A 12,605-nucleotide genomic window follows, 5' to 3' on the forward strand; every position below is an offset into this window, starting at 1 on the left:
TCCCCGGCGCAGCCAGCCGGGGATCAGCTGCGCAGGTTCTGCTGGGTCAGGTTCTTGTGGAAGGCCGAGATATGCTCGCGCATCGCCTTCTCGGCCGCCTCGGGGTCATGCGCCCGGATGCCCTCGACGATGGCGGCATGCTGCTCGCAGACGCGCAGGTTGTGGTCGGGCGCGCGCAGCGACAGGAACCAGAACCGCAGCGAGCGGTCGTGCAGGTTGCCAAGGAACTCGGCAAGGATGGTGTTGCCGGCGATGCCGCTCAGCAGCCGGTGGAAGTCCCGGTCGCATTCGATCATCTGCTCCAGGTCGTGGTCCTGCGCGGCCCGCCATGTCGCGGCGACATTGGCGTCGAGCTGGGCGATTTCCTGCGGCGTGGCCTTTTGCGCCGCCCAGTTCGCCGCCTGGGCCTCGTTCAGAAGCCGCATCTCGATGATCTCGACCAGGCTGTCCATGCTGATCGGCGCGACCACCACGCCCTTGCGCGGCATCACCTCGACCAGGCCGTCGACCGTCAGCCGGTCGATGGCCTGAAAGACCGGGGTGCGGCCGATCTGAAGCTGCTCGGCCAGGTCGGCCACGGTCACCGCCTCGCCGGGGCGCAATTCGCAACTCACGATCCGCTTCTTGATTGCCTCATAGGCTTGGTCGCGCAGGGACAGTTTCCTGATCCCGCGTTTCGGTCCTTGCCGCGAATCCTCGATGACGGGATCGGAGTTGCGATCCATTGGGGCCTCGATGCTGTTAGCCGCTGATCGGCAGTTCCTTGATTTCATAGACCAGATGCAGTTTGCGGGAAAGCACCGGGTCCTCCAGCTCGCATTCGAAGACCTCGCCCGGCCGGATTCCCCCGATGGCGGGCGTGGTTCCGCCCAGGATCGCGGTGCCGTCGGGAAGGTCCGCGCCCTGGGTGTAGCGTGCGATGACATCCGCCGGATCCAGCAGCCCGGCCACCGTGCCCTCTTGATAGAGGCTGCGCTTGCCGTCCGCGGTCAGCCAGCTGCGGATGATCAGCGAATCCCAATGCGGCGCCACCTCGTCGAAGGGCCAGACCTCGGCGCCGACCGGCTTGTCGCACATCTGCTTGGACACGGTGATGCCGTAGGTCTCGACCTCGCGGTCGGTATGGTCCGAGCCGATGCCGACATAAAGCTTGCCGCCCTGCGCGATGATCACCGTCTCGACCTCGCCCGAAGAGGCGCTGCCGTTGCATTCGATCCGCCCCCCGGTCGTCAGCCGATTCGCCGCGACGCGGTAGAAGGTCGGGGTCGTCTCGGGACGTTTCACCCCCAGCGCCTCCAGTTCGCGGATGTGATGCTCCATCGCCTCCTTGTCGCGCCCGGCCCAGCCCGCGATGACCAGGTCGTTGATTTCAAAGCATAGCGGCGTGCTGCCCGACAGGCTTGCGACATTCATGTCGATTTTCAAGGGATGCTCCTTTGCTTGGCAGTTTTCCCAAGATGCGGGCGCCGGCCGGCTGAAAGGGTTTGCGAACGTGCCTGGCCGACATTCCGTCTTGACGGGTCCAGCATTAATGTGCTTGTGATATTTTACAAGATGAAAATATATCGCAACGGACTTGCCAACAGGGAACCTCACCATGCCGAAACCCAAGTTTCGACTTGCCATGACTGCTGCCGCCGCAGCCGCGCTGATGACCGGCGCGGGCTGGGCGCAGGACAAGCCCGCCCGCCTCGACCTGGGGGTATTCACCTTCCTGTCGGGCCCCTCGGCCGCCTATGGCCTGCCGGGCAAGCAGGGCGCCGAACTGATGATCGAAAGGATCAATGCCCAGGGCGGCATCGGCGGCGTGCCCGTCTCGGCCACCTATGTCGATGAGGCGCAGGGTGCCGAAGGCGTGATCGCCGAATATCGCCGCCTTGCCGAAGGCGGCAGGGCACAGGCGATGATCGCGGCGCTGTCCTCGGGCAATTGCCTGGCGCTGTCGCCGCTGGCCGACCAGCTGAAGATGCCGACCATCGGCTGGAACTGCGACACCCACCAGCTTTTCCTCAAGGACCAGCCGGATTATTTCTATCGCCCGAACGGCAACACCATCGCCGAGTTCATGGCCTATACGCTGTATTTCCTGCAGCAGCATCCCGAGGTGAAGCGGGTCGCCATCATCAATCCGGACTATGCCTTCGGCCATGATGCGGCCGAGATCGTCAAGGCCACGCTGAAGGCGGTCAGGCCCGAGGTCGAGATCGTGGCCGAACTCTATCCCAAGCTCGGCGCCTCGACCTACCAGACCGAGATCTCGCGCCTGTCGGCGGCGCGGCCGGATGTCGTGTTCTCGAACCTCTGGGGCGGCGATCTGGAGAATTTCGTGCGCCAGGCCGGCCCGCGCGGCCTGTTCCGGCAAAGCGCGGTGGTGCTGGCGCTGGGCGAGACGGTGATGCAGCGGGTCGACCTGCCCGAAGGCACCATCGTCGGCGTGCTGGGCGACGGCTGGTGGATGTCGCCCGATGCAAGGACCATCGGCGAGGCCGAGCCCTTTGCCGCCGCCTATCGCGAGAAATACGGCAGCGATCCGGTCTTTCCCACCATCAAGATGGCCAACAGCCTGATCGTGCTGAAAGCCGCCTATGAAAAGGCCATATCGGACAATGACGGCGCCTGGCCCGATCGCGAGCAAGTCGTCGCCGCGCTGGAAGGGCTGTCGGTCCAGACCCTGACCGGCACGACCACCTTCCGCGACGACAATGACGGCGTGGTCGACCAGGTGATCGGCACCGTCGGCAGGGCCGAGGGCGTCGACCGGCCGGTGATGACAGGGATGGTGCGCTATGACGGCGAGGCGCTGCTGGCGCCGGTGGGGCAGGATCCCATCGCCTGGATCGGCACGCTGACGCCCGATTTCCTGGCCGACCTGCCCCGGCCGGGCAGCTATAACTAGCGCCTCGTGCCGGGCCGGCCATGGCCGCCCGGCACGCCTTCCATTCCGATACATCAGCAGGAAGGGTCATGTTCCAGACCATCGTTCCACTTTTCGTGGATGCCCTTGCCAATGCCGCGCTCATCTTTTTCGTGGCGTTCGGGCTGACACTCGTCTTCAGCGTCCTGCGCATCCTGAATGTCGCGCATGGCAGCTTCTATTCCATCGGCGCCTATGTTTCGGCCAGCATCGGCCTGTGGATCGTCAGCGCCGGCCTCAATCCCTGGCTGACCTTTCCGGCGTTGCTGGTTTCGGCGGCGCTGGTGGCGGCGCTTTTCGGCCCGCTGATCGAGCGGACGCTGGTCCAGTGGACCTATGGCCGCGGCGAGGCGGTGCAGATCCTGATGACCTTCGGCCTGTTCCTGATCCTCGAGGATTTGCAGCGGCTGGTCTTCGGCGTCTCGTCCTATTACGAGGACACGCCGGTGGCGCTGCTGGGCAGCATCGAGATCGGCGGCATCATCTACCTGAACTATCAGCTTTTGCTGATCGCGCTGGCCGTCGTGGCGCTGGTCGCGATGCGGGTGTTCATCGGCCATACCCGCATGGGCCGGCTGCTGGCGGTGGTGGTCGCCGACCGCGAGATATCCGAGGCGCTGGGCATCGACACGCGGCGGATGTTCACCATCGCCTTCACGCTGGGGATCTTTCTCGCGGCGCTTGGCGGTGCCTTGGCGACGCCGACCGCCGGGGTCGCGCCGGGCCTTGGCGCCGACACCATGGTCCTGGCCTTTGCGGTCGCGGCCATCGGCGGGCTGGGCCAGGTCGAGGGCGCGGCACTGGCCGCGGTCATCGTCGCGGCGGCCCGCGTGCTGGCGATCTATTTGTTCCCGGCACTGGATGCGGTGGCGCCCTATCTCGTGATGCTGATCGTGCTGCTGGTCCGGCCCTATGGCCTGTTCGGCAAGCCTGCCATCCGGAGGATCTGAGCGATGCGCAAACCCATTCCCCTGCTTGTCGCGGCGCTGGCGCTGCTGCTTCTGGTTCCCGTGGCCTTTCCCCACCTGAAATTCGTCATCACGCTGGCGGTGGCCAAGGGATTCGCCGCCCTCGGCGTCGCGCTTTTGCTGCGGGGCGGGCTGATCTCGCTGGGCCATGCGATGTATTTCGCCATCGGCGCCTATGCGACGGCCTTTCTGGGCAGCAAGGCGGGGGTAAGCGACCTCGTGCTGCTGCTGGTCGCCTCGACGGCGGTCGCGGCGCTGGCGGGGCTGGTCTTCGGCGCCTTCCTGGTGCGCTACCGGGCGATCTTCTTCGCCATGCTGAACCTTGCCGTGTCGATGGTGATCTTTGCCCTGACCTCCAAGCTCTACGGCATCACCGGCGGCACGGACGGGTTGCGCGTCGCGGTTCCGACCGTGCTGGGCTGGGCGCCGGGCAAGGCGGCCTTCGACGGTTTCCTGTTTTATCTCTGCATCCTGCTGATGGTGGTGCTGGGCTGGCTGGTGCATCGCTATCTGCAAAGCCCGCTGGGCCATGCCCTGTCGGCGATCCATACCAACGAGGTCCGGCTGGAATATCTGGGGGTCTCGGCCTGGCAGACCCTGCTGACCTCCTACACCATCTCGGCGGCGCTGGCGGGCCTGGGCGGCGCGCTGGCCGCCATGAGCATCGGCCACGTGCTGCCGGAGTTCGCCTTCTGGACCGAATCCGGCCATCTGGTGCTGACCGCCGTGCTGGGCGGCATCGGCGGGGTCGCCGGGGCCTTCATCGGTTCGGTCTTCCTGGAGATCCTGCATACCGTCGCCGTGGGGGTGGCCGCCGAGGCCTGGAACCTCATCATCGGCCTGGCGCTGATCTGCGTCATCTTCTTCCTTCCCCGCGGCATCTACGGCCTGATCGAGGCTCGCCGCGGCTCGACCAAGGAGACCGGACTGTGACCAGCAATTCCGCATCCGCGCAGCCGCTTCTGCGGGCCGAGGATCTTGCGATCTCCTTCGGTGCGATCAAGGCTGCCGATGGCGTGGACTTCGCCCTGCAAAGGAACGAGTTCGTCGCCATCATCGGGCCGAACGGCGCCGGCAAGACCACCTTCCTGAACCTTGTGACCGGCTATCTGAAACCACATCGCGGCAATGTCTGGCTGGACGGGCGGCCCATCACGCGGATGGCGCCGCGGCGCATCTCGCGCCAGGGCATCGCCCGCGCCTTCCAGATCCCGCAGCTTTTCACCGATCACAGCCTGATCGACAACCTGATGCTGGCCATCGCTGCGCGCGAGGGCATCTGGCAGGGGTTGACGCCCCTGAACCGCAGGGCCTATCGCGACGAGGCGATGGAGGTGCTGGAGCTGCTGGGCCTTGCCGCCGATGCCGAAACGATGACCGGCACATTGCCCGAGGGCCTGCGCAAGCTTGCCGACATCACGCTGGCCTTTGCGCTGAACCCCAAGCTGCTGGTGCTGGACGAGCCGACTTCGGGCGTGTCCTCGATCGAGCGTTTCCGCATCATGGAGACGCTGATGAACGCCATGCGCCGGCGCGGTCTCTCGGCGCTTTTCGTCGAGCACGACATGGAGGTGGTGCAGAAATACGCCGACCGGGTGGTGGTCTGGAACGCCGGCCATGTCATGGCCGAGGGAACACCCGCCGAGGTGATGAGCAATCCCGAGGTTCTGGAAAGCGTCGTGGGGGTGGTGTGATGCTGACGGTCAGGAATCTGAAGGTCGAGATCGCGGGGGTCGAGGTGCTGCGCGATGTCGGCTTCTCGCTGGCGGCGGGAAAGGCCACGGTGATGGTCGGGCGCAACGGGGCGGGCAAGACCACGACCCTGCGCGCGATCATGGGGCTTTTGCCGTGGAAGGCCGGCTCGGTTCGCATCGACGGAACGGAACTGGGGCCGCTGCCGGGACACGCCCGCGCCGGGCTTGGGATCGGCTATGCCCCCGAGGACCGGCGCCTGATCGCCGATTTCACGGTCGAGGAGAACATCCTTGTCCCCGCCCTGGTGCGGCGGATGTCCGCGGCAGAGCGCACGCGCAGGCTGGACGAGGTCTACAGCCTGTTGCCGCAACTGGCGGTTATGCGGGCGCGGCCGGGCGGCGGCGTGTCGGGTGGGCAGGGCAAGATCGTGGCGCTGGGCCGGGCGTTGATGCTGGCCGACAAGGTGCTGCTGCTGGACGAGCCGTTCCAGGGCCTGGCCCCCGCGCTGGCGCTGGAATATGCCCGCACCCTTGCCCATCTGCACAGCAACAAGCGCGATATCGCCATTCTGGTCACGGAATCCAGCCCCAAGCTGCTGAACTCCATCGCCGATGCGACCTTGCATATCGAGCGCGGCGAAATAGAAAGCCTCGCGTCGCCTGGCGATGTCGGAGGATTGCAGCATGCTTGAAGCCATGCGCATCATCCTGGAACACTGGCGACAGGGTAATGCATTTGCGACCTTGCCGGACGAGACAAGGTCGAAAGCCGGCCCGGAAACCCTTGCGGGACCTGAACAGGCAGCTGGGTGCAGCGGGCATTCTGCCGAGCCCCTCCCAGCGCGGTCGTTGCTAGCTGACGATCGTGCGGCTCTGGCGTTCGGTTCAACAGACATCGTTTCAGGACGCGGTCACAGATGCCGAAGCCCCCGTGGAGAGGCTGATGGGGCGGACCGCCGTCCTGCTGCCGACCTGGACCCTGACCCGTGGTTGAGGCGATGAGAGGCGCGGCCTTCATCGTTGCCATGCCGGCGCGGCGACCGAGGTTTGGATCCCCAGCCGAGCACAACGTCGGCCATCTCCCTCGCGCCAAGCTGGAACGGGCCGGCTTCCATCGGCAGCTGGACCCAACCAACAGCCTGAACCCCGATATTGGCCAGACCTCGGGATCCATGCCTTGGTGCTGAATTCGTGGGTTCAGACCCAGTATTTTCTGCATATCGATCATTTGGGAGAGATCCGTGCGTTCCTGCCGAATGTCGTGGAGGTCTCGGCTTGCAAGACGGCCGGATAGCGGAGCGAGCAGGCGCTCTGCGCATCGCCCAAAGGCCATCGGCTGCGCGACCGGGAAACCCCGCGTTGGGAAGTCATTGCCAGCGAGGTGTTCCTTGTCCCGTCGAGAGGGACCGGCGCCGAACTCGACGTCTACTTCCAGGGGAAGCTCTCAGGCAGAGGGGGTGATCGTCGCATGTGGATACAGTCCGTCGGCCGGGAAAGCCTTCTCGACATGGTGTCCGACGGCTTCTGCGTGGCATTGCTGCTGTCTTCGGCGGCCCAGCAGAGACGCGAGGGCGTCGGGTCCGTCCCCCTGGCGGAACTCCAGGAGCCGGTCAGGTTCAGCGCGGTATGCTCTCAACCCCACGCGAACCCGGTCGCACGGCGGCTCCTTGAAATGGCACGCCGGAAGGCCGGAAATCGCGGACCAGAAAATGGCCTGATAGCCTTGCGATGAGCCGGTCCGCCTGTCTCGCCTCGCCTTTGCATACCCCCGATCCGTGATGACGAGGCGCTCCGGCATCGGTGCGACGACGGGCGTCCTTCCGGATTCACGCCCAAGGATCTGCCCGTAAGCGACAAGATCGAGAAACGGCGCCGCGGGCAGTTCGATGGCCAGTTTCATCGGCTTGTCATCGGCAACGGGTCCGAGCTTCAGCTTTACCATGATCAACCTCCCTGTGGTTCCAGGACCAAATCCCGCGTCACCGGAATCCCGACCGGAAAGCCCTGCCGGATGGTCAGGGTCGGCGCGATCTGCAACCGGCGCTCGACGATCTGCTGGCCGGCATCGGTGATGATCCCGTCGGCGCGCTCGCGGGTGGCGCGGACCAGGGGATCGTCGTCCTTGCTGCCAATCTCGGTGCCGATGGCGAGAACGGTCGAGAGACCGGCAGCCTTGGACATTTCCGCACAGCGGTAATCGACGCCGTCCTCGAGCCCGGTAAAGCTCTGCGCATCGGCGCCCGGCGAGCGTTCCAGCACCAGGGAGCGGCCATCGGGAAAGATCAGCCTACAAGACCTCTTGCGAGGCGATGGCGCGGTTCTGGGATCTGGCGGAGGAAGGCGGGCTGCTGAACGAACAGGAATACAAGCCCCAGGGCATCCATGTGCTGTTCGTCTCGTCGCTGCGCCCCTATACGGTGATGACCACCGGCAAGCAGGTGGCCGGGCTCGGCGATGTCGCCGGGCTCAAGCTGCGCGCCAACGGGGCGGCGATGGACAAGGCGGTGCGCGTGCCCTCGGCCGAGGCCTATGGCGGCGCCGGCCTCGGCATCTCCGAGGCAGCGATCTTCCTGCGGGCCATGACAGAATCGGGCGGTGCGGTGCAGGCGGCCTCGGCCATTCATCTCGACATCCTCTGCCTCGCGCCCATCGTTCTGTTCGGCACCGAGAAGCAACGCCAGCGCATGTTGCTGCCGATGATCCAGGGCAGGGCCATGGCCTGTTTCGGCATCACCGAACCCGATGCCGGGCTGAACATCACCAAGCTGAAGACCCGCGCCATGCGGCAGGTGTTGCGGGAACAGTTCGCCGCCGGCGTCTGCCGCCGCACCGAATGGGCCGCCCTGCGGGTGCGGCCGAGGCCCGCATCACCCCGGTGCTCTCGATCGAGGAGACCGCCGCGCATCTGCATCTGCGCGCCCGCGCCTGCGCCACGCTGGCCGCGCTACGCTGGCCGCGCGCGAGGGCGTGCTGCAGTCCGGGGTTGCGCCGCGCTTCAGCCGCACGCCAGGATGGTTCCGCGACCGGCCGGCGCCGCCGGGGCGCTGCGGGCCTGGGGCGTGACGAACGACGAACTGGCCGGGCTGCGGCAGGCCGGGCTACTACTGAACAGGATGGAAAGAGGAGCGATATGGCGGATCTGGATGGAAAGGTGGCGCTGGTCACCGGCGGAACGGGCGGCATCGGCCGCGGTGTGGCGATGGCACTGGCCGGGCGCGGCGCCCATGTGGTGATCAACGGCCGCAGCGCCGAGAAGGCCGCGGCGGCCATTGCCGAGATCGAAGCGTTGGGGGCCAAGGCGGTGTTCGCGCCCGGCGATGTGCGGGACAAGGCCGACATGGAAGCGGCGGTGGAAACCGCCGTCCAGACCTTCGGCGGGCTCGACATCGTGGTGCCGAATGCCGGCGGCAGCGATGACGAGGCACGCTCGCCCGAGGTGCGGGGGCCGTTCCCAGGCATCGACCTCGAGCAGGTGGCGGGCTTCGTCGGCCGCGCCCTGCTGGGCAAGCTGCGGGTGGTGCAGGCCGCGATCCCCGCTCTGCGTCAGCGCGGCGGCGGATCGGTGGTCTTCGTCACCTCCGAGGGTGGCCGGGTGCCGACCCCAGGCCAGACCGGCATCTCGGCCTTCTCGGCCGGGCTGATCCAGGTCAGTAAACTGCTCTCCAGGGAACTCGCGCCCGAGAAGATCCGGGTGAACTGCGTCTGCGTCACGCTGGTGCGCAACTCGCCCTCCTGGGAGGCGGCGTTCGAGCGCGAAGGCGCTGTCTCGGAACATCACCGCAAGCAGTATCAGCGCGTCATCCAACGCAGCCCGCTGGGGGTGGCGGCGCCTGCGGATATCGGCAATGTCGTGGCCTTCCTGGCCTCGAGCGATGCGGATTACCTGACGGGCGCCGTGCTCAGCCCCACCGGCGGGCTGACCCTGCACTGAGACGGTCGCGACAGCAACGAAGAGGGAGAAGCGGATATCGGAGTGGTTTGCCCGGCGCAGGATCGCGGACCGATGGGGTCAATCGCGTGATCGCCTGGGTGAATGCCGCCACTCCTCATGCGATCGCCCTCGTGGCGAGGGTGTCTTCCGGTTGCCGCATGCGATCAACGCCGGGCAGCGCTTCGTCGGTCGCGATTGCGCCTTTCCGGCGATCTGGGGCACCTCCTCCGGCCTATGGCGTGCCTCGCCGTATTTCTTCGTCCCGACCTGGGCCGGATAGCGGTGGGCGCAGGCGCTCTTTGCCAGCACGCTCCTGATCCGGGCATTGCCGGTGCGCGTGATCCTGCCGTCTCCGGTGGAGCGTTTCGAAGGCGCCCACGCAAGATAGGCCACAATTGGCGCCGGTTCGCAGACGACACCTATCGCCGATCTCGACCACGAAGGTAGCGGCGCAGATCAGCCTGACGTTCCTCCGGCACACCTGGCCGCGCCACGGCGGGGAGCCAGCGCCCAATCGTGCAAGGCGTCCCCGTGGCGGCCCTTCCGCGGTGCCACGACGTGCCGGCCTTTGAAGTATCCAAGCCGAGAAAGACGATGTCATGCCCGTCCCTGGTTGGTTCCTCATGGCATGAGGATCGGCTCTTGGCGCAACCTGCGCTGATACCCTGCCGGCGGAGGCCAAATCCCTCATCATTCGAGCGTCCCCAAAGGGGCGTAGTTACATAAAACTCAAAGATCCATGCGAAGCATAATTCAGGATCTTTGCGACGGCACCGAGTGCCGGTCCATGTTTTCACGGCGTTATGGGCGGCGAGAGCGAGTGGCGCGTGTCGTCGGCGGGACTGGCAACGGAGATTGGCAGGTCCATGTCCGGCAGAATCTGGGCTCCGAACGTCAGGCTTCCTGTCTTCCTGTGGCAGGTGAAGGACGACTGGCTCATCAACAACCCGAGCGACGGGCAGGGCGCGTTCGACGCCTTGGGCAGCACCGACAAGGAGCTGCACTGGATCGAGGGCACCACCAAGCACTGCGAGGACGGCTACCATTGGTTCGGCCGCCACCCCGAGAAGGCGCTGGCATACCTCGCCAGGTTTATGGGCTAAGCTCGCGCTGAAGCGCAGAGGCGGTGCGTCAAGGTCAGAGCCGCCGCTGCGACCCGTTCCGCGCCGAGCTTGCCGCCAAATCATTGATCAGGGAAATTGATCATCAAGGGGGAGCGCCTTGCTGACGGTCGATCCACGGGGTGCAATCCATGTCCTATGACGTTGCCGCGGTGCGGCGGCTTTCCCCGGCGGTAGAGCGGATGACCTGTCCGGATGCGGGCTTTCAGTCACCGCTGTCGGTGCCGGCGAAAGAGCGGCTCGAGGCGTTCATCGCCTGGTCCTTCGACACTGCCGGTCCCAAGTCCGAATGGCTTGCCGGCATGGAGGCGGTGCGCGGCCAAACGGCTGCATTCGTGAATGCCGCCCGCGAAGAGATCGCAACACTTCGGAGGCGATGACCATCGCCGCCAACGCCCTGCCGCTGGCCGCCGGGGACGAGGTGCTGATGCTGGAGGGCGATCATCCCAACTACGCCTAAACCTGTCCCGCAAGGGCGCCGAGACCCGCTTCCTGCCGATGCCCCAGGTCGTGGACGAGGTCGTGGACGGCGCCTTTTTCGAGCGGCACCTGGGCGAGCGGACCCGCACCGTCCCGATGTCGCTGGTGGCCTTCCATGCCGGGCATCCGTTCGATGTCGAAAGTGTCGGTCGGCTGTGCCGGGAACGCGGGATTTTCTTTGTGGTGGACGTGATGCAGGGCATCGGTGTCGTGCTGGTGGACGTCAAGAAGACCGGCGTCCCCTTCGTCGGCTCGGGCACGCGCAAGGGGCTGTTGCTGCCGCAGGGGCTGGGCTTTCTTGACTGGAACTGCGAGGTGGTCGATGCCCGGCCCAGCTACATGGCCGCGATCACGCGGGAGAACCCGCCCGCCGACCTGATCGCGCGGCATGACAACATGGCCATCGCCAGCACCGCCCGCCGGTTCGAGACCGGCAATTTCAACCTGCCCGCCGTGCCGGGGCTGGGCGGGGCGCTGGAACTGCTGGAGGGCATCGGCGTCGCCGAGATCCAGGAGCAGAAAGGTTTCCGGCCATGAACAGCCCCGTTCCCGCGGACCCCGTCATCAGGCTGACCGAGGCCAACAAGCATTACGGCAATTTCCACGCGATGTGAGCCTGGAGCCCGCGAAGGGCGTAAAAGATCATCATCTGCGACCCCTCGGGCTCGGGAAAGTCGATTCTGATCCGCTGCATCAACCGCATCGAGCGGCACGACAGCGGCGAGATCCTGGTCGATGGCCACCGGCTGACCGGCGACACCAAGGACGTCGCTGCCATCCGCTGCGAGGTTGGCATGGTCTTCCAGCCCTTCAACCTGTTCCCGCATATGACCATCTTGGAAAACTGCACCATCGCCCCGCGCAAGTCGCGCGGCCTCGGCAAGGCCGAGGCGGAGGAGCGCGCGATGCATTGCCTGACCAAGGTGCGCATCCCGGCCAGCTTTCCGGCGGCCAGCAGCAGCACATTGCCATCGCGCGGGCGCTGTGCATGCAGCCGCGGGTGATGCTCTTCGACGAGCCGACCTCGGCGCTGGATCCCGAGATGGTTGAGGTGCTCGACACCATGGTGGAACTGGCCGCGGAGGGCATAACCATGCTGTGCGTCACCCATGAGACGGGTTTCCCGCGGCAGGTCGCCGACCGAGTCGTCTTCATGGATCGCGGCGAAAAGATCGAAGAAACGGTGCCCGGCGATTTCTTCGCCAACCCGCAAAGCCCGCACGCGGAAGTCCTTGCAGCAGGTCATTCACTGATCCGTACGACCTCTGCCCCATTCAAGCGGCCCCGCCGGGCATGTGAGATAGGCCATGATCATCCGCCGGCACTGGGCCGCGAGCCTTGCGGTCGGCAGGCCGGCGGGATGCTGCTCGAGCGCCCGGTGCGCGGCGGTCTCCAGCACGGCCTCCAGCATCGCCGCCGCCTCGGCCGGATCGAGATCGGCGGCCAACTCGTCCGCATGGCGCCGCAACCGCGCCTCGATCAGCGCGGCGATGCGGG

The 12,605-nt window shown here is 66.2% G+C and carries 16 protein-coding genes and 2 pseudogenes; 13 read left to right on the top strand and 5 right to left on the bottom strand.

Annotation, left to right across the window (positions count from 1 at the left end; genetic code table 11):
• Positions 1-23: 23 nt before the first annotated feature.
• Both IT40_RS18735 and IT40_RS18740 read right to left on the bottom strand, forming a co-directional pair.
• Positions 24-725: a GntR family transcriptional regulator gene (locus tag IT40_RS18735; protein ID WP_036758295.1), complete on the bottom strand. Its 702-nt coding sequence runs from the start codon at positions 723-725 to the stop codon at positions 24-26.
• A 16-nt stretch (positions 726-741) separates the two neighbouring features.
• Positions 742-1,425, bottom strand: coding sequence for a DUF2848 domain-containing protein (locus IT40_RS18740; protein WP_214274096.1), 684 nt, complete (start codon positions 1,423-1,425; stop codon positions 742-744).
• Between the two features lie 172 nt (positions 1,426-1,597).
• Here IT40_RS18740 and IT40_RS18745 point away from each other — a divergent pair, with 172 nt between their 5' ends.
• The 7 genes from IT40_RS18745 to IT40_RS30905 all read left to right on the top strand — a co-directional run bounded on the left by IT40_RS18745 (position 1,598) and on the right by IT40_RS30905 (position 7,308).
• A complete protein-coding gene (locus tag IT40_RS18745; protein ID WP_036758296.1) occupies positions 1,598-2,896 on the top strand; it encodes an ABC transporter substrate-binding protein in 1,299 nt (432 codons plus the stop codon).
• A gap of 68 nt (positions 2,897-2,964) precedes the next feature.
• Complete coding sequence (locus tag IT40_RS18750) at positions 2,965-3,864, top strand: branched-chain amino acid ABC transporter permease (protein ID WP_036758298.1); 900 nt, start codon at positions 2,965-2,967, stop codon at positions 3,862-3,864.
• A 3-nt stretch (positions 3,865-3,867) separates the two neighbouring features.
• Positions 3,868-4,815 (top strand): branched-chain amino acid ABC transporter permease, encoded by a 948-nt coding sequence (locus IT40_RS18755; protein ID WP_036758300.1) that lies wholly within the window; start codon positions 3,868-3,870, stop codon positions 4,813-4,815.
• Entirely contained in the window at positions 4,812-5,576 is a 765-nt protein-coding gene (locus IT40_RS18760) for an ABC transporter ATP-binding protein (protein WP_036758301.1), read from the top strand. Before IT40_RS18755 ends, IT40_RS18760 begins: the two co-directional genes overlap by 4 nt.
• Positions 5,576-6,268, top strand: a complete 693-nt coding sequence (locus tag IT40_RS18765; RefSeq protein WP_036758302.1) for an ATP-binding cassette domain-containing protein — start codon at positions 5,576-5,578, stop codon at positions 6,266-6,268. Before IT40_RS18760 ends, IT40_RS18765 begins: the two co-directional genes overlap by 1 nt.
• Before the next feature lie 333 nt (positions 6,269-6,601).
• Complete coding sequence (locus IT40_RS27785) at positions 6,602-6,763, top strand: hypothetical protein (RefSeq protein ID WP_425011783.1); 162 nt, start codon at positions 6,602-6,604, stop codon at positions 6,761-6,763.
• Positions 6,764-6,912: 149 nt separating this feature from the next.
• Entirely contained in the window at positions 6,913-7,308 is a 396-nt protein-coding gene (locus IT40_RS30905) for a LysR substrate-binding domain-containing protein (RefSeq protein ID WP_084197276.1), read from the top strand.
• Between the two features lie 27 nt (positions 7,309-7,335).
• Here the strand turns inward: IT40_RS30905 and IT40_RS30910 are convergent.
• Both IT40_RS30910 and IT40_RS18775 read right to left on the bottom strand, forming a co-directional pair.
• Positions 7,336-7,518, bottom strand: a pseudogene (locus IT40_RS30910) (DUF2274 domain-containing protein); the annotation flags it as partial.
• Between the two features lie 2 nt (positions 7,519-7,520).
• Positions 7,521-7,940 (bottom strand): TraB/TrbI/VirB10 family type IV secretion system protein, encoded by a 420-nt coding sequence (locus IT40_RS18775; protein ID WP_084197272.1) that lies wholly within the window; start codon positions 7,938-7,940, stop codon positions 7,521-7,523.
• On the opposite strand from IT40_RS18775, the gene IT40_RS29675 reads away from it, so the two are divergent.
• The 6 genes and pseudogenes from IT40_RS29675 to IT40_RS18800 all read left to right on the top strand — a co-directional run.
• Complete coding sequence (locus IT40_RS29675; RefSeq protein WP_036758307.1) at positions 7,886-8,809, top strand: acyl-CoA dehydrogenase family protein; 924 nt, start codon at positions 7,886-7,888, stop codon at positions 8,807-8,809. The two genes, IT40_RS18775 and IT40_RS29675, sit on opposite strands and share 55 nt — an antisense overlap.
• On the top strand, positions 8,707-9,507 hold the full coding sequence (locus tag IT40_RS18785; RefSeq protein ID WP_036758309.1) for an SDR family NAD(P)-dependent oxidoreductase: 801 nt from the start codon (positions 8,707-8,709) through the stop codon (positions 9,505-9,507). Before IT40_RS29675 ends, IT40_RS18785 begins: the two co-directional genes overlap by 103 nt.
• 866 nt (positions 9,508-10,373) lie before the next feature.
• Positions 10,374-10,610 (top strand): lysophospholipase, encoded by a 237-nt coding sequence (locus IT40_RS18790; RefSeq protein WP_147307324.1) that lies wholly within the window; start codon positions 10,374-10,376, stop codon positions 10,608-10,610.
• Positions 10,611-10,759: 149 nt separating this feature from the next.
• Complete coding sequence (locus tag IT40_RS28800) at positions 10,760-11,008, top strand: hypothetical protein (protein WP_052096133.1); 249 nt, start codon at positions 10,760-10,762, stop codon at positions 11,006-11,008.
• A 118-nt stretch (positions 11,009-11,126) separates the two neighbouring features.
• On the top strand, positions 11,127-11,645 hold the full coding sequence (locus tag IT40_RS26900) for an aminotransferase class V-fold PLP-dependent enzyme (protein ID WP_052096134.1): 519 nt from the start codon (positions 11,127-11,129) through the stop codon (positions 11,643-11,645).
• A pseudogene (locus IT40_RS18800) lies at positions 11,642-12,354 on the top strand (amino acid ABC transporter ATP-binding protein); the annotation flags it as partial. The gene IT40_RS26900 and the pseudogene IT40_RS18800, both read left to right, overlap by 4 nt.
• Here the strand turns inward: IT40_RS18800 and IT40_RS29315 are convergent.
• Positions 12,355-12,605, bottom strand: a 251-nt coding sequence (locus IT40_RS29315) for a hypothetical protein (protein ID WP_166443851.1), incomplete at its 5' end; no start/stop codon positions are given. It lies immediately after the preceding pseudogene.

It is taken from the genome of Paracoccus versutus, from assembly GCF_000763885.1.
Taxonomy (GTDB): domain Bacteria; phylum Pseudomonadota; class Alphaproteobacteria; order Rhodobacterales; family Rhodobacteraceae; genus Paracoccus; species Paracoccus versutus.